A 20,409-nucleotide genomic window follows, 5' to 3' on the forward strand; every position below is an offset into this window, starting at 1 on the left:
TGAAAGTGCGCTGACTCTCGCGCCTTCATCAGCTGGACTGTCCGGCTGATGATCACGTCAGTAGAAAGTGCCTCCGACCAGCCACTGCCGGTGACTTGGTGCCTCGCTCTGGCCAGCGAGAACAACGATTGATGAGGTCCTTGTTCCCGCACTCGTCGGAGGCACTTTCCAAGTGAAGAAGCGCTTCGGGTCCTACCCGCGTGTCGGGGCGGTTCCGGAGAGCTGGTCGTGGGGCTACTGCGGCCCGGCAACGCGGCTCCTCGCGCTCCACTTGGCGCTTGCCGTCCGGCCCATGGCCCGTGCATGTCGTACCCGGTCGGCATGACCGTCACCGACGTCATCCACCCCGCACGAGTAGAAAGGGTCCGTCAGCAAACTGACGGACCCTATGGGCCCTGTGCGGGATGTCTCACCGAGGGCCGGCGAGAGTGTGCGGTCATGGTGACCGCACAGCCAGACCACACGGTAGGTCGCCGTACCCCGGGGTGCAGTCCGGTGCGTGGGCTCGGCCTTGACTCTGTAACCGTGTAATCGTCTTACGGCCAGCAGGGAGGGCACTGCCTCGGGTCACTTGACGCAAACTCTGCCAATGGGTTGCATACGTTCTGTGATCGTGCACCCCGTTCCAACTGCCCGTTCCCGAACGTTCCTCAGGACGCCGCTCCGGGCAGGGGGCCGCGCGCCGTGGACCCGGTGATCATCGTCGGCGCGGGGCCCGTGGGCCTCACGCTGGCCCTTGCGCTGGCCCGCCAGGAGGTCCCCTCCGTGGTCCTCGACGAGGGGCCGGGCAAGGACGAACAACGGCTCGCGCGGACGGTGGTGCTGCGCGAGGACACCGCCGCGCTCGTCGAGCGTCTGACGGGCCTGCCTCTCACCGACGCCGGTTTCCGTTGGGCCGGATGGCGGTCGATGCGGCGCAAGCAGGTGATGCGCGAGATCAACTTCGCTGCCGGGGCATCCGGCACGGACTCGCCGGACTTCGAAGCCGATGCGCAAGGCCTTGGGGGCGCGGCGCACGGCTCGGGGGCGCACGGCTCGGGAGGCGGCACGCACGGCGCGGTGAGCGGCGCGCGGGCCTTCGGGAGCGGCGCGCACGGCTCGGGGAGTGGCGCCCAGCGCTCCGGGCGGAGCGCGCGGGACCCGAAGGGGAGCGCGCAGAGCCCGAAAAACGCCGGGCTCGGCCCGACCGCGGACGCGCAGGACCCCGAGGGTGCCGACGCGCCCGCCCCGCTGCACCTCGCCCAGCACGCGCTGACCGGCGCCCTGCGCGAGGCCATCATCCACGAACGGCTGATCAAGGTCGCCGTGGGCAGCCGCCTCGACTCGATCGAGCAGGAGTCCTCGGGCGTCACGGCGCACACCCGCGGCCCCAACGGCACCTGGTGGCGCGGCAGTTACCTGGTCGGCTGCGACGGACCGCGCTCGACCGTGCGCAAGCTCCAGGACATCCGCTTCCCCGGACGTACGGCCGTCGAACGACACGCCGTGGCAGCGCTGCGTACGGAACTTCCCTGGCCCGGCCAGGCATTGCTGCACCGGATGCCGCCGTGGCGGACGTCGGGCCCTTCGAGCGGTGAGGTGACCGCGCGTCCCCTCGCCGACGACGTGTGGCGGCTGGACTGGCTGCTGCCGCCCGGCAAGGACCTGGTCACCCCCGACCTGCTGGTGGCACGCATCCGCGAGACCCTCGCGGGCTGGAACGCCGGCTCCACACCCCCGTACGAGCTGCTCGACACCGGAGTCCACACCATCCACCACCGCCTCGCCCGCCGCTGGCGGGCCGGCCGGGTCTTCATCGCCGGGGACGCCGCGCACCTGCTCGGCACGCTCGGCACCCAGGGCCTGGACGAGGGCCTGCGGGACGCCGACAACCTCGCCTGGAAGCTGGCGCTCGCCTGGCACCACGGCCCGCACGAGGCGCTCCTCGACAGCTACCAGGCGGAGCGGCGGGCCGTCGTCGCCGCCCGGCTGCGCGCCGCCGACCAGGCGCTGCCACTGCTGCGCAGCGGCGGAGGCCTGCGCTCGTACGTCCCCGGGTCGGCCCGTGGCCACGACGCGCTGCTCACGGACGGCCATCTGGGACGCGGCCCGCTGGGCGCGCCGGGGGCGTACGCCGACTCGCCACTCGCGCCCGCGCACACCGAGTCGGAGACCCCGGTGGACACGGCGCCCGGTGCGGCGGTCGTCGACGTACGCGTGACCGCGGAGGACGGCTCGTTCGTACAGCTGCGGGAGCGGCTCGGTCGCGGGGTGCTGCTCGTCGTGCTGATCGCTCCGGGTACGGGCGTGTGGGCGCGCAAGCACTGGGTGACGGCCGGGATCATGCCCAGGCTCGCGGCCGCCGTGACCGCGCTGCCGCACCGCGCCGAGTTGCTCGTCGCCGAGAGCTATCCCGGCGCGGCGGCACACACCGTGCTCCTGGTACGCCCCGACGGCCACCTGGTCACCGCGCTGAGCGGGGTGCGTCCGGCCGACCTGTACGCGGCGGCCGAGGCGACACTGGGCGGCCCCGCCACGGCGGAAGCGGAAGCGGAGACGGCGTCGAGTACGACCTGACGACCCTGGTGGTCCGGCCGGCCCCGGACCACCAGGTTCAGATCGCCGAACTCGTCCGGGGGGGGCGGAGCCACGGCCATCGCGGCACCCTCCGTCACCGGATGGTCCACATAGTGACAGTGAGTTGACCGGCCCAGAGCGCCATGGTGTACTCCGGATCGTGACCGACACCTGTGTGCGCCTGTGGCGGAGGGTCCATATGGACCTCGTCCGCTATGCGGGCTGCGTGTGTCGCCCGTCCTGCTGAATTCGCAGCTCTTCTCTCTCCGCGCGCCGCCCCTGGCTGTCGGCTGCCGCGCGCACCCACGCGAACGCCCAGGACGGTACCCGTGTCTGTGTCCACCCCCTCCACCACGCCTTCCCCCACCGCACCGGTCCAGGCCCCCACCCAGGCCGACCTGCTCGACTTCGTGCGCCGCACCGCCGCCGACACCGAACTGATCGCCTCCCTCCCTCTCGACCCCGAGGGCCGCACCTGGGTGCGCCTGGAAGGCCCCGGCGGCAGCGAGGCCTGGCTCATCGGCTGGCCTCCCGGTACCGGCACCGGCTGGCACGACCACGCCGACTCGGTCGGCGCCTTCGTCGCCGCCGCGGGCGAGCTCAAGGAGTACTCGCTCGCCGCCCGCCTGCCCACCGACGGCTGGAAGACCCTCGAACTCTCCGAGGACGTCGACCGCGAACGTCGGCTGCCGGCCGGCAAGGGCCGCTCCTTCGGCCGCCACCACGTGCACGAGGTGCTCAACGAGTCCACCGAGGAGCACGCGATCTCCGTCCACGCCTACTACCCGCCCCTGCCTCGGATCCGCCGCTACAGCCGCACGGGGCAGGTGCTGCGCCTGGAGCACGTCGAGCGTCCGGAGGACTGGCAGTGAGCACACCAGGCCCTGTGGGCATCGACACGTTGCTGGAACGGGTCCGCGAGGGACTCGACCGGGTGGAGGCCGAGGAGGCGTACTCCGCCGCACAGACCGGCGAAGCCCTCCTCGTCGACATCCGGTACGCCGCCCTGCGCGAGCGCGACGGACTGATCCCCGGCGCCCTCGTCGTCGAGCGCAACGAACTGGAGTGGCGGCTCGACCCCCAAGGCAGCCACCGCGCCCCCGAGGCCACGAGCCACGCTCTGCGGGTCGTGGTGGTCTGCAACGAGGGGTACGCGTCCAGCCTCGCCGCCGTCTCCCTCCAGCAGCTCGGACTGCACCGGGCGACCGACCTGGTCGGCGGCTTCCAGGCGTGGAAGGCGGCCGGTTTCCCGGTGACCGCCTAGCTCCCGGCTCGCGATCGCCCTGCGGCGTACGTGGGTGGTGGGCGCCCCTGATGTAAGGGGCGCCCACCATTGCGTGCCGACCCTTACTCCTTTGCGTACCGCCCCTTACTCCTTGGCCGTGGCCACCGTGACCGGGCGCACCCGCAACGCCACCCGGCCCGGCAGCGCGGTGGCGACGAGCGCGAGCAGCCCGGCGAGCGCGATAACGGTGACGTACACCAGGGGTGTGACCGCCGGAGCCGCCCGGCCCGTCATGCCGACGCTGAACGCGGTCAGGACGGCGAGCGCGATTCCGCTGCCGAGCGCGGTGGCGAGCAGCAGGACCGAGAGCGCCTCCGTGCGCAGCATCCCCAGCACCTGGCGCCGCGTCGCCCCGGCGAGGCGCAGCAGCGCGAACTCCCGCACACGCTCCGAGACCGACATGGCCAGCGTGTTGACGACGGCGATGGCGGTGAAGGCCAGGACGAGTCCCATGGCGAGGTAGTTGACCTCGGCGTTCGCCTGCTGCCGTGCGGCCTGGATCGAGTCGGCGGCGGCCGGGGCGAGGACGTGGATCCCCGGGAACTCACGGAGGGTAGTCGCGAGTTGTGTCTGTGTACGGGCGGTGCTGACGAGGACGGAGGTCGCGAGCGGGTTGTCCACATGGCGGGCGACCAGGTCATGGGCGAAGGTGAGGTCGCCGAAACCAAGACCCTTGGCGTAGACGGCCACGACGGTCGGCGTGGCGGGTGTTCCGTCGCCCAGCGTGAGTTTCAGGGGGCTGCCGGGCTTCAGGTGGAGCTGGTCGGCGGCGAGTTCGCTGACGGCGACGGTGTCCTCGGTGAGCTTCTTCAGGGAGCCGGCGGTGACGTCCGGGTCCCAGGTGCGGGTGAGGCCCCTGGGTGTGACGCCCTGCGCCGCGTACTTGTCGAGTCCCACCCGGACGGTCGTACGGACCACTTCGGTGACGGTGTCGTGCTGCGTACGCAGCCGCCGTGCGGCCTCGGCCGGTACGCCGGGGCCCTGGGCGGCCACCACCCAGTCGGCGCGGATGCCCTCGCGGGCCTGGGCGCGGGCCGCGTTGCCCAGGGTCGGCCGGACGAAGAGAACGGTGCAGGTCATGCCGATGAGGAGGGTCAAAGGGGTGACGACGGAGGCCATCCGGGCGGCATGGCCACGGAGGTTGGCACGCGCCAGCCGGCTGCTGGGCCCGGTCAGCCCGAGCGGGCCTCCGAGCACGGCTACGGCCGCCCTGACCAGCAGCGGACCGAGCAGCGCGACGGAGGAGGCGAGGACCACGACGGCCAGGAAGGTCACGGGGGTCGAGGCGGGTTCCGTGCGCAGAACACTGAGCACCGCGACGAGGACGGCACCGCCGGCGAGCAGGCCGAGACCCGCGAGGATCCGTCCCCACGCCGGGCGGGTGCGCTCGACCCCGGCCTCGGCGAGCGCCTCGGCCGGGCGGATCCGGGCGATCCGGCGCGAGGAGATACGGGCGGCGGCCCAGGCACCGAGCAGTGTCGCGGCGAGCCCGGCGAACGGCGGGAAGACGCTGACGGTGTGCTGAAGCGTGGCCGGCACGGCGCCCATGGCCACGAACCGGCCGTGCAGCCAACTGCCCAGCGGCAGCCCCGCGAGCGCGCCGACGGTACCCGCGGCGGCCCCGACGATCAGTGCCTCACGGCCGAGGAGCGCCCGGATCTGCCCTGGCGTGGCGGCGATGGCGCGCAGCAGGGCGAGTTCGCGATGGCGCTGTTGCACGGAGAGCGCGAAGGTCCCGACCACCACCAGGACGGCCACGAGCAGTGAGGTGCCGCCCATCGCACCGCCCATGCTGACCAGCTTCGTACGCGCGGCGGCCGCGTCCAGGAACTCCACGGGCCCTCGGCCGTCGCCGGCGCTGACCTGCGCGGTCGTACCGTACGGCGCCCTGGCTCCGTGCAGCGCCATGCTGACCGATCGCTTCAGCACGGCCGCGTCCGTGCCCTTGGCGGGAAGCACCCCGAAGGCGGTGACCTGTCCGGGGTGGGCGGCGAGGCGGCGGGCCTCGGCGGTGGAGAAGAAGAGGGCGGTCTGGTGCCGCACCTCCTGGGCGGGGGCGGCTATTCCGGTCACCCGGTAGGTCCGCGGGCTCCGCGTCGACTGAACGGTGAGCCGGTCACCGGGCTCGAGGTGGGCGCGCTCGGCGAGGCGGCGGTCGATGACGAGATCGCCGTCGGCCTTGGGGGCGGTGCCGGTGGTGAGGGTGTACGGGGTCAGCGCGGCGGAGTCCCAGGCGTGCCCGTAGGCGGGCCGGTCCCTGTCGACGGCTCCGCCGGGTGCCAAGGGCTGGGCCAGGAAGGTCAGTTCGGGGATGACCTCACGTACGCCGGGCGCCTTTTGGAGCTCGGTGGCGAGGTCGCCCGGGAGCCAGGCCCGCTCGGCGATCGGCTTGGCCTTGTGTTTGATCTTCGTCTTGCCCTTCTTGTGTTTGACGGTGGTCTGGTGGACGTTCTGGTCGGCGGAGACCACGACGGGCGTCGCGGCATACCGTTCGGTGGCGATCGTGCCGCGCAGGCCCGTCTCCAGGAGGGTGCCGCAGGCGGTGATGAGAGCGGCCGCGCACATCAAGGCGAAGAAAGCACCGACGAAGCCACCTTTGCGGGCTCGGACGGTCCGCAGGGCGTAACGCAGCATCATGAGGGTTCGCTCCCTGGTCTGTCGTGGGGTGCCGGGCGGTTCTCAGGTGCGGCATCGGGTGCGGCTTCGGGCACGGTGACGGGGGCCGGGAAGGCCAGGAACCGGGTCAGCACGGTGCGGGCGCCGGGCGGGGTGTCGGCCTCGGGGCGCTTGTAACGGTTGAGGAGCGCGATGTACTCCTCGAAGAACGCGCGGAGTTCGGGGAGCGTCAGCCGGATGCTGCCGCGCGAGTAGGGGAAGGCGTCGACCCAGGGATCGGCTTCGCCCGCCTCCCCGTCCACCCCCTGCGTCCGCAGCCGCTGCATCTGCAGTTGCATCTGCTCGAAGAGTTCGAGGTCGGCGGCGTACGCGTGGTGGTTCAGCTCGTCCATGACGAGCCGCATCTCGGGACTCTGCCGACTGCGCGGCGGGAAGCGGCGGTCACCGGGGACGGCCCGCCACCAGCGCTCCCTGCCGTGGCCGCCCGCCTGCGCCGGTCGGTCCACTTCTTCCACGAAGCCGTTCCGAGCGAGCTCACGCAGGTGGTAGCTGGTGGCTCCGGTGTTGAGCCCGAGCGCCCGGGCCAGCGTCGCCGAGGTGGCGGGGCCGTGCACGGTCAGGTGCTGAAGCATGCGCTGCCGACGGGGCTGCGCGAGGGCCTTGAGCGTGGCGAGGTCGGAGAGCTCGGTGGAGCCGCCCGAAGTCTCCTCGCCCCGCCTCGCCATGGGTTCCGCGCCGGGTTCCTGTGCCATGCGTACACAGTCCTCTGTGCACAGACACCTGTGCATTGCGGCAACCCGGCGTCTCCCTCCGGGGGTTAACCTCACCCTCACGAAGGGGAGTTGGACAGTGGCCGGAGTCTGAATCCGAGCCGGGATCGGGTTCAGTCCCCGTGTCTCCCCTGAGCCCAAACGTCAGGCCGCCCACAGGCGTACAGCGAGTTCAGAACCCAGTTACCAGGCCCAGGCCCGCCCCCGACCCGACCTCCGACCCAAGGCTCAGAACCCCTCGTCCCCCAAGCCCTCCGTGTCCTCCCCCTCTTCCTCCAGCGCCTGGCGAACCACGCGCAGCGCCATCCCCTCGGAGTAGCCCTTGCGGGCGAGCATGCCCGCGAGGCGTCGCAACCGTTTGTCTCGGTCGAGGCCGCGCGTGGAGCGAAGCTTGCGCGCGACGAGCTCGCGCGCCGTCGCCTCTTCCTGCTCGGGGTCGAGCTGCCCGACGGCCTCGTCGATCAGCGTCGAGTCCACGCCCTTGGTCCGCAGCTCCCGCGCGAGCGCCCGCCGGGCCAGACCCCGGCCGTGGTGCCGGGACTCCACCCAGGCGTCCGCGAAGGCACCGTCGTTGATCAGCCCGACCTCCTCGAACCGTGACAGCACCTCGTCCGCCACATCGTCGGGAATCTCACGCTTGCGCAACGCGTCCGCGAGCTGTTTTCGCGTGCGTGGGGTCCCGGTGAGCAGGCGCAGACAGATCGCCCGCGCCCGCTCAGCCGGGTCCCCTGGGGGCTCCCCCTTCTCGGCCCTCGACGAGGAAGGAGTGCCTCCGTCCTGTGGGTCGTCGGACGGCTCACCGAAACCGCCACGCCTCCGACGCCCTCGTCCACCTCGCGGCCCCCCGTCGCCGCGCCGCCCACCGCCACGGCGCGATGCACCGCCCGGAGAACCGTGACCGTCCGTCAGGCCGTCGCCTTCGCCGTAGCCCGCCGGACCGTCACTGCCGTACGGATCCCCGCCGTGGAACCCCTCGGAGCCATACGTGTCACCGGAGTACCTGGAGGAGCCGCCGAACGTCTCGTCCCCGTACGGCCCGTCCCCGCCGTGCGCTCTTTCACCGTCTCCGGCCGAGTCGCCGTTCCCCCCGTGCCCCTGCCCCCGCGGGGGGACGGGGTAGGCGTACTCGGCCCAGTCGGTTCGTCGCGTCATGGACTAGCTCTTGGCCGCCGCGGCCTTGGACTTGGTGGCCTTGGCCGCCGGAGCGGGCACCGTCTTCGCGGCCTCGTCCGAGGCGGTCGAGACCGCCGCGTCAGCGCCCGGCTCGGCGGTGGGCTCCACCGGCCTCACACCGACGCCCAGCTTCTCCAGGATCTTCTTCTCGATCTCGTTGGCGAGGTCGGGGTTGTCCTTCAGGAAGTTGCGCGCGTTCTCCTTGCCCTGGCCGAGCTGGTCGCCCTCGTACGTGTACCAGGCGCCGGCCTTGCGGACGAAGCCGTGCTCCACGCCCATGTCGATCAGGCCGCCCTCGCGGCTGATGCCATGCCCGTAGAGGATGTCGAACTCGGCCTGCTTGAAGGGCGGCGCGACCTTGTTCTTGACGACCTTGACGCGGGTGCGGTTGCCGACCGCGTCGGTGCCGTCCTTCAGCGTCTCGATGCGGCGGATGTCGAGTCGCACCGAGGCGTAGAACTTCAGCGCCCGGCCACCCGTCGTGGTCTCCGGAGAGCCGAACATCACGCCGATCTTCTCGCGCAGCTGGTTGATGAAGATCGCGGTGGTCTTCGACTGGTTGAGCGCGCTGGTGATCTTCCGCAGGGCCTGGCTCATCAGGCGGGCCTGCAGACCCACGTGCGAGTCGCCCATCTCGCCCTCGATCTCAGCGCGCGGCACCAGGGCGGCGACGGAGTCGATGACGATCAGGTCGAGCGCGCCGGAGCGGACGAGCATGTCCACGATTTCCAACGCCTGCTCGCCGTTGTCCGGCTGGGACAGGATCAGGTTGTCGATGTCGACGCCGAGCTTCTTCGCGTACTCGGGGTCGAGTGCGTGCTCGGCGTCGATGAAGGCCACCTGTCCGCCGGCCCGCTGAGCGTTCGCCACCGCGTGCAGCGTCAGCGTCGTCTTACCGGAGGACTCCGGGCCGTACACCTCCACCACTCGGCCGCGCGGCAGGCCGCCGACTCCAAGGGCCACGTCGAGCGCGGTCGACCCGGTGGGGATGACCTCGATGGGCTCGTTCGGCCGCTCGCCCAGGCGCATCACCGCGCCCTTGCCGAATTGCCGTTCAATCTGTGCGAGCGCGGCGTCGAGCGCCTTCTCGCGGTCCGTACCTGCCATGGGTTCCACCCGGTTTGCTTGAGTCGATCGCTTCACGTCAAAGACGCTAACGCCTGCCACTGACAATGCGCCCCGACGCCCGTCCAGCCTGTGGATAACTCGGGTACATCTCTGTGAAAACCCTGCCGAAAGCCCCGCCGAGAGCCCAGCCGGAGATTCCATAAGAATGGATGTTCGATTTTGGTGTCAAGCGCACCACGCGGCACCTCCGAGCCTACGTTCGCGGACCGACAACGGCCGGGGTCCCCGCCTACTCCACGGGGCGTACGACCGGATTCTTCGGCCGTACGACGACCTCAGGGTCCTGGCCGCCGAAGCTTGGACCTCATGGAGAGCCGCAGCGGAACCCCCGCTCCCGCCGTGACCACCGCCGTCGCCCCACCGGCACGACCGTCTCCGGCACGACCGTCTCCGGCGCGCCCCGTGTGGCGCGGGGCGTGGCGCGGAGTGCGTCCCGCCGAGCGGCTCTGCCACACGACCGGCGCCGTGCTGGTGCTCTGCGGGCTGGCGCATCTGGTCGTCTTCGCCGTGGACGGCGGCCCCTGGGACGGTCCCGTCTCCTGGCGCAAGCCCGTCACGTTCGGGCTCTCCTTCGGGCTGACGCTGATCGCGATCACGTGGGTCACGTCGTATCTGCGGGTCGGGGCGCGTCTGCGCTCGGCGCTGCTCGTCGTGTTCGCCGCCGACTGTGTCGTGGAGGTGGGCGGGATCACCCTTCAGGCGTGGCGACGGGTGCCGTCGCATCTCAACATGGAGACCGGCTTCGACACGGCGGTGTCGATGACGCTCGCGGTGGGCGGCGGGGTCCTCGTGGTGCTGCTCACCGTGTTCGCGGTGGCCTCCTTCCGGAACCGGCCCACGGGCCCCCTGGGGATGCCGCTCGCGCTGCGCTCCGGGTTCGCGATCCTGCTCGTCGCGCTGGCGTCGGGCGCCGCGATGATCGCGCGCGGGGTCGTCCTCACCCGCACCGGTCACCAGGAGGCGGCGTACCACTCGACGGCCCCGCTCAAGCCGCTGCACGGGGTGAGCCTGCACGCCGTGCTGGTCCTGCCCGCGCTGGCCCGACTGCTGTCCCACACGCCATGGAGCGACCGGACACGGCAGCGGGTCGTCCACGCGGCGGTCGGCTGCTACGCGGCGGCGGTCCTGGGCGCCGGAGCGTGGGCGGCCCTCACCTGGTGAATCATCGGCCTCATCGGCCGAGCAGCCCCCGCAGACGGGCGCGGAAGGAGGGCGACCTCCTGGTCCGGTGGCCGTGCACCCGGGGATCGTCCGTGACGTCGTACCGCTTCACATAGGCCCCCAGGAAGGCCTGGAGGGTGGCGACCGCGGGGATGGCGATCAGGGCGCCGACGGCCCCGAGGAGCGCGGTGCCCGCGATGACCGAGCCGAAGGCGACCGCGGGGTGGATGTCCACGGTCTTGGCGGTCAGCTTCGGCTGCAGTACGTAGTTCTCGAACTGCTGGTAGACCACGACGAAGATCAGCACCCACAGCGCGTACCAGGGGTTGACGGTGAAGGCGATCAGCATCGGCAGGGCGCCCGCGAGATACGTACCGATGGTGGGGATGAACTGCGAGACCAGACCCACCCAGACGGCGAGCACGGGCGCGTAGGGCACGCCGAGGGCCTGCAGCAGGATGTAGTGCGCGATGCCGGAGATCAGCGCCATCAGACCGCGCGAGTACAGATAGCCGCCTGTCTTGTCGACGGCTATCTCCCACGCGCGCAGCACCTCTGCCTGTCGCGCGGGCGGCAGCACGGAGCACAACGCACGCCGCAGCCGGGGCCCGTCGGCCGCGAAGTAGAACGAGAACAGCGTGATCGTCAGCAGCTTGAAGAGACCGCCCAGCACCTGCGCGGACACGTCCAGGACGCCGGTCGCGCTGTTCTGCACGTACTTCCGCAGCCAGTCGGAGTGCACCAGGCTGTCCTGGACGTCCACCCGTCTCACGTCGGTGTGGAAGGTCGAGTTGATCCAGTTGATCACCGAGTCCAGGTACTCGGGGAAGCCCTCGATCATCTTGATGATCTGACCCGCGAGCATCGAGCCGAGCAGCGTGATGAATCCGGCCGTCACGATCAGCAGACCGAAGAAGACGAGGAAGGCGGCCAGCCCCCGGCGCATACCGTACGAGGCCATCCAGCTCACCGCGGGCTCGATGGCCAGCGCCAGGAAGAACGCGATCAGGATGTTGATCAGCAGCCCGATGAGCTGGTGGAACGCCCAACTGCCCAGTTGGAACAGGGCGACGAGGGTGAGCGCGAGCACCATCGCGCGCGGCAGCCAGCGCGGCATGCGCACGCCCTGCCCGGAGGCGTCCCCGCCCGGGGGCGGAGTGGGCGGCGTCGTGCCGAAGGGGGATGTCTGCTGGGCGACCTGCGCGGTCTCGTCTGTCGGGGCCACGGGGCAAGTCTCGCCCACTCCACCGACAATCGGTGACCGGCCCCGGATCTTCGGGGTCCGTCAGCGGTTTTCGTACGGAACGTTCATGGTCGCGCACACCACGCGCCACACGTCCTTGGCCTCCCAGCCGGCGTTCAGCGCCTGGTGCACAGTCCGTCCGCCGAGCTCCGTCATCACATGATCGCGCGCGAAGGTGTCGGCGTACGCCTCACCGAAGTGATCCGCCATCCGCTGCCAGAAGACCGTCAACCGCATGACTCCAGTATCCCGCCCCTGAGAGTGGGCCCGGGCCGGGACCCCTTGCCGAGACCGCTTTCCGTCCTACGGTCTGAGACATGGCCGAATCAGGAGCATCCCCACTCCCCCCGACGCCCCCGGCGCACACCCCGCTCTCGCGCGCCGAGCACTTCATCTGGCTCACCGCACGCGTGCTGGAACAGCGCCGTTTCGCGTACCACTTCCTGAACAGCGACGTCGGCGCCGCCGATGCGGTGGAGACCGCGCTGGCCGCCTACCGCAACGACGACGAGGGATACGGTCACGCGCTCGAACCCGATCTGCGCGGCCCGGTCAGCCAGCCGCTGCACACCGGGCACGCGCTGCGCGTCCTCGACTCGATCGGGCGGTGCGGCGGGCAGCGCGTGGAGCGCGTGTGCCGCTATCTGACCTCGGTGTCGACGGCGGACGGCGCACTGCCGGCGGTCCATCCCAGTCAGCGTGGCTATCCGCACGCTCCTTTCGTGCCGATCGTCGACGACCCACCGAGTGAACTCCTCGCCACCGGGCCCGTGGTGGGCCTGCTGCACCGCAACGAGGTGTGGCACGCCTGGCTGTTCCGGGCCACCGACTTCTGCTGGCGGGCGGTCGAGTCCCTGGACAAGTCGCACCCGTACGAGGTCGAGGCGGCCGTGGCCTTCCTGGACTCCGCCCCCGACCGCCCGCGCGCGGAGGCCGCCGCCGACCGGCTGGGCCGTCTGGTGCGCGAGCACCGGCTCGCGGCACTGGACCCGGCGCGCCTGGAGGCGTTTCCGGTGGCGCCCGGATACGCGCCGGACGAGCACCACTTCCCGCACGACTACGCGAAGACCCCGGGGTCACTCGCGCGCGCATGGTTCACCGACGAGGAGATGGCGCGCTCGCTCGACTTCCTGGCGGGCGAGCAGCGGGAGGACGGCGGCTGGCCGATCCGCTGGCGCCAGTGGGCACCGGGTACCGCCCTGGAGTGCCGCCCCATGGTGACGATCGAGGCCCTGCGCACCCTACGGGCGTACGGTCGGCCCATCGGCTGAGCGATCCCGACGGTTCCCGGCCCGCACACACGTGTGCGGGCCGCCCGCGTACCGGGCGTCAGCCTGTCAGCGCCCGCACTCCCGCCGTCACGACCACGGCCGCGCCGACCACGAGCAGGAAGGGGGCGCGCAGGAGCAGGGCGACGGCGGCCGCGGCGAGTCCTGCGACCTTCGCGTCCACGACCAGGACGCGCCCGTCGGCGAAGGTCTGCTGAGCCGTGAGCGCGGCCAGGAGGGCGACGGGCAGCAGGGCGGCGAGGCGCTTGACGAGCGGCCGCTCCAGGACGCCGACGGGGACCAGCAGGCCGATGAGCTTGACGGCGTAGCAGCCGACGGCGGTCGCGCCGATCGCGATCCAGATGTTCAACGGTCTTCCCTTGGCGCGTCGTTGTCGGCCTTCATACGGCCGGCGGACTTCGGAGCGCGTCGCCCCTCTACGTAGAGGGCGGCGGGAGCGGCCAGCGCCGCCACCAGGACGGGGACTCCGGCGGGCAGCACGGGCAGCAGACCGAGCCCCAGAAGGACCGCGGCACCGGCCACCGCGCGCTCCGTGGTGGTCTTCAGCATCGGCGCGAGCAGCGCGAGGAAGACGGCGGGCCCGGCGGCGTCCAGCCCCCACGCGTCGGTGTCCCCGATGGCCTCGGCCCCGACGGCGCCCAGCAGCGTGGTGAGGTTCCACAGCACGTACAGGGTGAGCCCGGTGACGGTGAAGCCGATCCGGACACTGCGGCGGGTGGGCTGGGCGAGCGCGACGGCCGTGGTCTCGTCGATGACCCACTGCGCGGCGAACGGGCGCACCGCGCGCGGGAGGGCCAGCAGTTGTGACAGACGCAGTCCGTAGAACGCGTTGCGCACCCCGAGGAAGAACGCGCCCGCGGCCGCCGTGAGCGGGTTGCCGCCGCCTGCGAGCGCGCCCACGAGCGCGAACTGCGAGGCGCCGGTGAACACCAGGAGGCTGAGCGCGCAGGTCTGCAGGACGGTGAGCCCGCTGCCTGCCGAGGTCACCCCGAAGGCGAAACCGGACAGTCCGACGGCGACCCCGACTCCCAGGGCGTCCCGGACGACGGCCGCGTCAGGTTTTCCGCCGCCTTCTTCACTGCGTATGTCTGCGAGAGCTGTCTGTTCTGCCACACCCCGGACTGTAGGTACGGCCGCCCGTCGGCGTCTTGTACGTTCTTGCGCTCGCGCTGGTAGGCGCCCGGAGGCACGCCCACGATCCGGGTGAAGTGACGGTTGAGGTGGGGCTGGTCGGTGAAGCCGACGGCGACGGCCGCCTCGGCGGGCGCGGAACCGGCGTCCAGGAGGTGACGTGCCCGGCGTACCCGGGCGTCGGTCAGCCAGGTGTGGGGCGGCATGCCGTAGGTGTCGCGGAACGCGCGCAGCAGGGCGAACGGGCTGGTGCCGAGGTCGGCGGCGAGCCGTTCCAGGGTCGGAGGCTCGTCCATCCGCTCCTCCAGCACGGCACGCGCGCGAGCGGCGACACGGGTGCCCGCGGTGTGCACGCCCCGCTGCGGCAGAGGACCGCCGTTCAGGCGCAGCAGCCGGGTCACCGCGACCCGTAGCAGCGTGTCGGCTGCGAGCGCGTTGCCCTCCTCCGCGGCCCGAAGCACTTCGTGAACCAGACCCGCCGCGTACGGATCGTCGAGCACCGGGCTGACGAATCCAGGCGTTCCACGAATCGTGGTGGTCTCCGCGGCGATCTCCGCCACCAACTCGGGCGAGGGGTACACCGCCCCGTACCGCCACCCCTCGGGAACACCCGCCCGGCCCGTGTGCGGGGTGTCGGGGTTGACCAGCGCGAGCGCGCCCGGACCCGCGTACTGGTCGGCGCCGCCGTGGTGGAAGACCTCGACTCCGTCGGAGATGGCGGCGATCACGAAATTCTCGTGGGTGTGCCGCACAAAGATCTTCTCGACGAACCGCGCCCGCAGCAGATCGACACCCGGCAGCTCCGCGTACCGCCAGTGCCGCGCCCGCTCCTGCCCCGAACCTGCCACCCATTCATTCTCCGCCATGCCACCTCGGACGACCGGCTCGGGTGGCGCACCCCCACGCGCCGTCGGCCACCCACGGCGGCGAGGGGTCGTGTCGGGGAATGTCCGCCCGCAGCGGCCGGCGCGTCAACACAGCCAAGTCGGTAATCGACCGATTCCGCGCCTGACCGAGGACGGATACCCCCCGGCGCGGCCCCGCTCCCTCACCGAGCCGCAGGCGCCCCACCACGCCACCGACCACATTCCCGCAGGTCAGGGCGATTGTCAGTGGCCGGGTGCAGGATGGACGCATGGTCAGCTCCGCACACCGAGCCCTGGACGGCTTCTCCCCCGCGACCCGCGGCTGGTTCACGGGGGCCTTCTCCGCGCCCACCGCGGCCCAGGCCGGCGCGTGGAAGGCCATCGGCGAGGGCTCGGACGTGCTGGTGGTCGCCCCGACCGGCTCCGGCAAGACCCTGGCCGCGTTCCTCGCCGCGCTCGACCAGCTGGCCTCGACCCCGCACCCGGCCGACCCCAGGAAGCGCTGCCGGGTCCTGTACGTATCACCGCTCAAGGCCCTCGCGGTGGACGTGGAGCGGAATCTGCGCAGCCCGCTGACCGGCATCCGGCAGGAGTCGGTGCGCCTCGGGCTGCCCGAGCCCGAGGTGAAGGTCGGTATCCGCTCCGGCGACACTCCGCCCGCAGAGCGCCGCGCGCTGGCCACCCGCCCACCGGACATCCTGATCACGACCCCCGAGTCACTGTTCCTGATGCTGACGTCGGCGACGCGCGACGCGCTGACCGGTATCGAGACGGTGATCCTGGACGAGGTGCACGCGGTCGCGGGCACCAAGCGCGGCGCCCATCTCGCGCTCACCCTGGAGCGCCTCGACGAGCTGCTGCCCAGGCCCGCGCGCCGCATCGGCCTCTCCGCGACGGTGCGTCCGGTGGACGAGGTGGCCCGCTATCTCTCGCCCCGCCGCAAGGTGGAGATCGTCCAACCGCCGTCGGGCAAGGAATTCGACCTCTCCGTGGTCGTCCCGGTCGAGGACCTGGGCGAGCTCGGCGGCTCCCCGGTCGCCGACGGCAGCGAGGGCGCGGAGAAGCCCTCCATCTGGCCGCATGTCGAGGAGCGGATCGCCGACCTCGTCCAGTCCCACCGCTCCACGATCGTGTTCGCCAACTCCCGCCGCCTGGCGGAGCGCCTGTGCAACCGGCTGAACGAGATCGCGTACGAGCGGGCGACGGGCGAGCCCCTGACGGAGGCGTACGCCCCGGCCCAGCTGATGGGAGGCTCCGGCGCGGCCCAGGGGGCGCCGCCCGTCATCGCGCGGGCCCACCACGGCTCCGTCTCCAAGGAGCAGCGGGCCCTGGTCGAGGAGGACCTGAAGGCAGGGCGCCTGCCCGCCGTGGTCGCCACCTCCAGCCTCGAGCTCGGTATCGACATGGGCGCGGTCGACCTCGTCATCCAGGTCGAATCCCCGCCGTCCGTCGCCTCCGGCCTCCAGCGCGTGGGCCGCGCGGGCCACCAGGTCGGCGCGGTGTCCACCGGCGTCGTCTTCCCCAAGTACCGCGGCGACCTGGTCCAGGCGGCGGTGGTCACCGAGCGGATGCGCACCGGCTCCATCGAGTCCCTGCGGGTGCCCGCCAACCCCTTGGACGTGCTGGCGCAGCAGCTCGTCGCCATGACCGCACTCGACACCTGGCAGGTCGACGACCTGCTCGCCACGGTCCGCAGGGCGGCGCCCTTCGCCTCGCTGCCCGAGTCCGCGTTCACCGCCGTGCTCGACATGCTCGCGGGCCGCTATCCGTCCGACGCCTTCGCGGAGCTCAGGCCCCGCGTGGTGTGGGACCGCGTCGCGGGTACGATCACGGGCCGTCCCGGCGCTCAGCGCCTCGCCGTCACCTCCGGCGGGACCATCCCCGACCGCGGGCTGTTCGGGGTCTTCCTCGCGGGATCCGACCCCAAGAAGGGCGGCGGCCGGGTCGGTGAGCTCGACGAGGAGATGGTCTACGAGTCCCGCGTCGGGGACGTCTTCACACTCGGCACGAGTTCCTGGCGCATCGAGGACATCACCCGCGACCGCGTCCTGGTCTCCCCCGCCCCCGGCGTCCCGGGCCGGCTCCCCTTCTGGAAGGGCGACCAGCTCGGCCGCCCGCTCGAGCTCGGCCGGGCGGTCGGCGCGTTCCTCCGCGAGGTGGGCTCACTCCCCAAGGACGACGCCCGCCTACGGCTGCTGGCCGCAGGACTGGACGCCTGGGCCGCCGACAACGTGCTGTCGTACCTCACCGAACAGCGCGAGGCGTGCGGGCACGTCCCGGACGACCGCACGGTCGTCGTCGAGCGGTTCCGTGACGAGCTGGGCGACTGGCGGGTGGTCGTGCACTCCCCCTTCGGCGCCCAGGTGCACGCCCCCTGGGCGCTCGCGCTGGGCGCCCGGCTCTCCGAGCGCTACGGCATGGACGCCCAGGTCATGCACGCCGACGACGGCATCGTGCTGCGCCTGCCCGACGCCGACGTGATGAGCCTGGACCTGCTCGACCAGGAGCCCATGAATCTGGGCACGGAGTACGACGCGGAGCAGGCGCCCGTCGGCGCGGCGGACGTCGCCTTCGACAAGGGCGAGGTCGACCAGATCGTCACCGACCAGGTGGGCGGCTCGGCACTGTTCGCGGCCCGGTTCCGCGAGTGCGCGGCCCGCGCGCTGCTGCTGCCGCGCCGCAGCCCGGGAAAGCGCACCCCGCTGTGGCAGCAGCGGCAGCGTGCCGCCCAACTGCTCCAGGTTGCGAGCGAGTTCGGATCGTTCCCGATCGTCCTGGAGGCGGTCCGCGAATGCCTCCAGGACGTCTTCGACGTCCCCGGACTCACCGAGCTGATGGGCGACATCGAGTCACGCAAGGTGCGGCTCGTCGAGGTCACCACGCCCGAGCCCTCCCCCTTCGCCCGCTCCCTCCTGTTCGGATACGTCGCCCAGTTCCTGTACGAGGGCGACTCCCCGCTCGCCGAGCGGCGCGCCGCCGCCCTGTCGCTGGACTCCCGCCTGTTGGCCGAGCTCCTGGGCCAGGCCGAGCTGCGCGAGCTGCTCGACGCCGAGGTCCTGACCGAGCTGGAGCGGGAGCTCCAGTGGCTCACCGAGGACCGCCGAGTCAAGGACGCCGAAGGCGTCGCCGACCTGCTGCGCCTGCTGGGCCCGCTCACGGACGCCGACCTGGCCGAGCGCGGCGCCGAACCGCGGTGGGCCAAGGAGCTGGCCGGCGCCCGCCGCGCCATCAAGGTCCGTATCGCCGGCGCCGAGCACTGGGCGGCCATCGAGGACGCCGGCCGCCTGCGAGACGCTTTGGGCACGGCGCTGCCCGTCGGCGTCCCCGAGGCCTTCACGGAGCCGGTCAAGGACCCGCTCGGCGACCTCCTCGCGCGCTACGCACGCACCCACGGCCCGTTCACCTCCACCACCGCCGCCGCCCGCTTCGGTCTCGGCACGGCCGTCACGGACGGAGCGCTGCAACGCCTCGCGGCGAACGGCCGCGTCGTCCAGGGGGAGTTCCATCCGGCGGGCATCGGCCAGGAGTGGTGCGACGCGGCCGTGCTGCGCAGACTGCGGCGCCGTTCGCTCGCGGCCCTGCGCCACGAGTTGGAGCCGGTGCCGCCCGCCGCGCTCGCGCAGTTCCTGCCGCAGTGGCAGCACGTCGACAGCGGGCACGGGCTGCGCGGCATCGACGGACTGGTGCGCGCCGTCGAGCAGTTGCAGGGTGCCTCGGTGCCCGCCTCCGCCCTGGAGAAGCTGGTCCTGCCCTCCCGCGTCTCCGGTTACGCCCCCGCGCAGCTCGACGAACTCACGGCCGCCGGAGAGGTGGTCTGGGCCGGGGCCGGGTCGCTGCCCGGCAAGGACGGCTGGGTCTCGCTCTATCTCGCGGACGCGGCCCCGCTGCTCCTCCCGGACCCGCATCCCCTGGAGCTGACCGCCCTGCACCAGTCGGTGCTGGACGCCCTCTCGGGGGGTTATGGCCTGTTCTTCCGCCAGATCGCCGACCAGGTCCGCGCCACCACCCACCCCGACGCCACCGATCCCCAACTCGCCGACACGATCTGGGACCTGGCCTGGTCCGGTCGGCTCACGAACGACACGCTCGCACCGATGCGCGCGCTCCTGGGCTCGGGTCGCACCGCCGGGTCCACGGCGCACCGCGCCAAGCGCACGGTCCCGCGCGGCCGCTACGGTTCCCTGACCGGCGCCGCACGCCCCCAGTCCCGTACGGGCCCGCCGACGGTGGCCGGCCGCTGGTCGCTGCTGCCCGCCCGTGAGCCCGACGCCACCGTGCGCGCCCACGCCCTGGCCCGCACACTGCTCGACCGACACGGCGTGGTGACCCGGGGCGCCGTCGCCGCGGAAGGCGTCGAGGGCGGCTTCTCCGCCGTGTACCGCATCCTGTCCGCGTTCGAGGACAGCGGCCAGGCCCGCCGGGGTTACGTGGTGGAAGGACTGGGTGCCGCCCAGTTCGCGATGGACGGAGCGGTGGACCGCCTGCGCGCGGCGGCGAACGCACGGGACCGGGGCGAATCCCTGATCGCCCAGGACCCCCAGGACACCTTCCCGGGGCCGACCGGTTTCCCGGACACCCCCGGTTTCCCGGACACCCCCGGCCGCCCCCGCACCAACGGCTTCCCCGACGGCCACGACCCCGCGCACACCCACGCCTTCCCCGACGACCTCGACGCGACGAGCCCCCTGGGTTTCCCCGAGGCCGAGGACTCCGCCTTCGCCGACGGCCACAGCTTCGCGAGCGACCCCGCGCTCTCCCCCAACCGGTTCCGCGCCCGTTCCTCGTCCCGGGCCACCCCCCAGGCTGTGGTCCTGGCCGCCGCCGACCCCGCGAACGCGTACGGCGCGGCCCTTTCCTGGCCCGAGCCGCCCACCGGCGCCGGGCACAAGCCGGGCCGTAAGGCGGGCTCCCTGGTGGTGCTCGTCGACGGCGAGCTGACGCTGTACATGGAGCGCGGCGGCAAGACCCTGCTCGCCTGGCCCTCGGACCCGAACGGCTCGGTCATGGAGGACGCCCGTCTGCGTGCCGCCGCCGAAGCCCTCGCCGCGGCAGCCCGCGCGGGCTCCCTCGGCACGGTCACGGTGGAGCGCGTCAACGGCGCCTCCGCCCTGACATCCCCGTTCGGCACCCTCCTGGAAGGCGCCGGCTTCATCGCGACCCCCCGTGGCCTGCGCCTGCGCGCCTGAGCACC

General features: G+C 72.2%; 16 protein-coding genes. 7 read left to right on the forward strand and 9 right to left on the reverse strand.

Annotated elements, in window-relative coordinates; genetic code table 11:
• Window positions 1–684 precede the first annotated feature (684 nt).
• From ACFZDJ_RS43045 to ACFZDJ_RS43060, 4 genes are all read left to right on the forward strand, one after another.
• Window positions 685–2,556 carry an FAD-dependent monooxygenase gene (locus ACFZDJ_RS43045; RefSeq protein WP_391067507.1) on the forward strand — a complete coding sequence of 624 codons (1,872 nt, stop codon included), beginning with the start codon at window positions 685–687 and terminating at the stop codon, window positions 2,554–2,556.
• A 175-nt stretch (window positions 2,557–2,731) separates the two neighbouring features.
• Complete coding sequence (locus ACFZDJ_RS43050) at window positions 2,732–2,803, forward strand: putative leader peptide (protein WP_309544753.1); 72 nt, start codon at window positions 2,732–2,734, stop codon at window positions 2,801–2,803.
• Between the two features lie 88 nt (window positions 2,804–2,891).
• Complete coding sequence (locus ACFZDJ_RS43055) at window positions 2,892–3,428, forward strand: cysteine dioxygenase (protein WP_384915867.1); 537 nt, start codon at window positions 2,892–2,894, stop codon at window positions 3,426–3,428.
• Window positions 3,425–3,820, forward strand: a complete 396-nt coding sequence (locus ACFZDJ_RS43060) for a rhodanese-like domain-containing protein (RefSeq protein WP_391067510.1) — start codon at window positions 3,425–3,427, stop codon at window positions 3,818–3,820. Before ACFZDJ_RS43055 ends, ACFZDJ_RS43060 begins: the two co-directional genes overlap by 4 nt.
• Window positions 3,821–3,925: 105 nt before the next feature.
• Here ACFZDJ_RS43060 and ACFZDJ_RS43065 read toward each other — a convergent pair whose 3' ends face one another.
• The 4 genes from ACFZDJ_RS43065 to recA form a co-directional block, all read right to left on the reverse strand.
• On the reverse strand, window positions 3,926–6,478 hold the full coding sequence (locus ACFZDJ_RS43065) for an FtsX-like permease family protein (protein WP_391067512.1): 2,553 nt from the start codon (window positions 6,476–6,478) through the stop codon (window positions 3,926–3,928).
• Window positions 6,475–7,209 (reverse strand): helix-turn-helix domain-containing protein, encoded by a 735-nt coding sequence (locus ACFZDJ_RS43070; RefSeq protein ID WP_391067514.1) that lies wholly within the window; start codon window positions 7,207–7,209, stop codon window positions 6,475–6,477. Before ACFZDJ_RS43070 ends, ACFZDJ_RS43065 begins: the two co-directional genes overlap by 4 nt.
• A 246-nt stretch (window positions 7,210–7,455) precedes the next feature.
• Window positions 7,456–8,379, reverse strand: coding sequence for a recombination regulator RecX (gene recX / locus ACFZDJ_RS43075; protein ID WP_391067516.1), 924 nt, complete (start codon window positions 8,377–8,379; stop codon window positions 7,456–7,458).
• A gap of 3 nt (window positions 8,380–8,382) precedes the next feature.
• Window positions 8,383–9,507, reverse strand: coding sequence for a recombinase RecA (gene recA, locus ACFZDJ_RS43080; RefSeq protein WP_390936468.1), 1,125 nt, complete (start codon window positions 9,505–9,507; stop codon window positions 8,383–8,385).
• Window positions 9,508–9,834: 327 nt separating this feature from the next.
• Between recA and ACFZDJ_RS43085 the strand changes: the two genes are divergently transcribed.
• On the forward strand, window positions 9,835–10,689 hold the full coding sequence (locus tag ACFZDJ_RS43085) for a hypothetical protein (protein ID WP_391067519.1): 855 nt from the start codon (window positions 9,835–9,837) through the stop codon (window positions 10,687–10,689).
• A gap of 10 nt (window positions 10,690–10,699) precedes the next feature.
• Here ACFZDJ_RS43085 and ACFZDJ_RS43090 read toward each other — a convergent pair whose 3' ends face one another.
• Both ACFZDJ_RS43090 and ACFZDJ_RS43095 read right to left on the reverse strand, forming a co-directional pair.
• On the reverse strand, window positions 10,700–11,914 hold the full coding sequence (locus tag ACFZDJ_RS43090; RefSeq protein ID WP_391067521.1) for an AI-2E family transporter: 1,215 nt from the start codon (window positions 11,912–11,914) through the stop codon (window positions 10,700–10,702).
• Between the two features lie 60 nt (window positions 11,915–11,974).
• Window positions 11,975–12,169 (reverse strand): DUF3046 domain-containing protein, encoded by a 195-nt coding sequence (locus ACFZDJ_RS43095; RefSeq protein WP_101401028.1) that lies wholly within the window; start codon window positions 12,167–12,169, stop codon window positions 11,975–11,977.
• 80 nt (window positions 12,170–12,249) lie between these two features.
• Between ACFZDJ_RS43095 and ACFZDJ_RS43100 the strand changes: the two genes are divergently transcribed.
• Window positions 12,250–13,203, forward strand: coding sequence for a hypothetical protein (locus tag ACFZDJ_RS43100; RefSeq protein WP_384915620.1), 954 nt, complete (start codon window positions 12,250–12,252; stop codon window positions 13,201–13,203).
• Between the two features lie 58 nt (window positions 13,204–13,261).
• On the opposite strand, the gene ACFZDJ_RS43105 is transcribed toward ACFZDJ_RS43100, so the two are convergent.
• From ACFZDJ_RS43105 to ACFZDJ_RS43115, 3 genes are read right to left on the reverse strand one after another with little or no spacing between them, the layout of a single operon-like run.
• Window positions 13,262–13,570 (reverse strand): AzlD domain-containing protein, encoded by a 309-nt coding sequence (locus ACFZDJ_RS43105; protein WP_067375155.1) that lies wholly within the window; start codon window positions 13,568–13,570, stop codon window positions 13,262–13,264.
• On the reverse strand, window positions 13,567–14,307 hold the full coding sequence (locus ACFZDJ_RS43110) for an AzlC family ABC transporter permease (protein ID WP_385374038.1): 741 nt from the start codon (window positions 14,305–14,307) through the stop codon (window positions 13,567–13,569). The genes ACFZDJ_RS43105 and ACFZDJ_RS43110 overlap by 4 nt, the downstream gene beginning before the upstream one ends.
• Window positions 14,205–15,200, reverse strand: coding sequence for an AraC family ligand binding domain-containing protein (locus ACFZDJ_RS43115; protein ID WP_391067548.1), 996 nt, complete (start codon window positions 15,198–15,200; stop codon window positions 14,205–14,207). Before ACFZDJ_RS43115 ends, ACFZDJ_RS43110 begins: the two co-directional genes overlap by 103 nt.
• A gap of 287 nt (window positions 15,201–15,487) precedes the next feature.
• Between ACFZDJ_RS43115 and ACFZDJ_RS43120 the strand changes: the two genes are divergently transcribed.
• Window positions 15,488–20,404 (forward strand): ATP-dependent helicase, encoded by a 4,917-nt coding sequence (locus ACFZDJ_RS43120; protein ID WP_391067523.1) that lies wholly within the window; start codon window positions 15,488–15,490, stop codon window positions 20,402–20,404.
• Window positions 20,405–20,409: the final 5 nt, after the last annotated feature.

The sequence above is a fragment of the Streptomyces sp. NPDC007896 genome, from assembly GCF_042959425.1.
Classification (GTDB): Bacteria; Actinomycetota; Actinomycetes; order Streptomycetales; family Streptomycetaceae; genus Streptomyces.

Coding starts and splice junctions, on each gene's coding strand:
- ACFZDJ_RS43100 (WP_384915620.1), top strand. CDS start 12,250: ATGGCCGAATCAGGAGCATCCCCACTCCCCCCGACGCCCCCGGCGCAC.
- ACFZDJ_RS43065 (WP_391067512.1), bottom strand. CDS start 6,478: ATGATGCTGCGTTACGCCCTGCGGACCGTCCGAGCCCGCAAAGGTGGC.
- recX (WP_391067516.1), bottom strand. CDS start 8,379: ATGACGCGACGAACCGACTGGGCCGAGTACGCCTACCCCGTCCCCCCG.
- recA (WP_390936468.1), bottom strand. CDS start 9,507: ATGGCAGGTACGGACCGCGAGAAGGCGCTCGACGCCGCGCTCGCACAG.
- ACFZDJ_RS43120 (WP_391067523.1), top strand. CDS start 15,488: ATGGTCAGCTCCGCACACCGAGCCCTGGACGGCTTCTCCCCCGCGACC.
- ACFZDJ_RS43085 (WP_391067519.1), top strand. CDS start 9,835: ATGGAGAGCCGCAGCGGAACCCCCGCTCCCGCCGTGACCACCGCCGTC.
- ACFZDJ_RS43095 (WP_101401028.1), bottom strand. CDS start 12,169: ATGCGGTTGACGGTCTTCTGGCAGCGGATGGCGGATCACTTCGGTGAG.
- ACFZDJ_RS43070 (WP_391067514.1), bottom strand. CDS start 7,209: ATGGCACAGGAACCCGGCGCGGAACCCATGGCGAGGCGGGGCGAGGAG.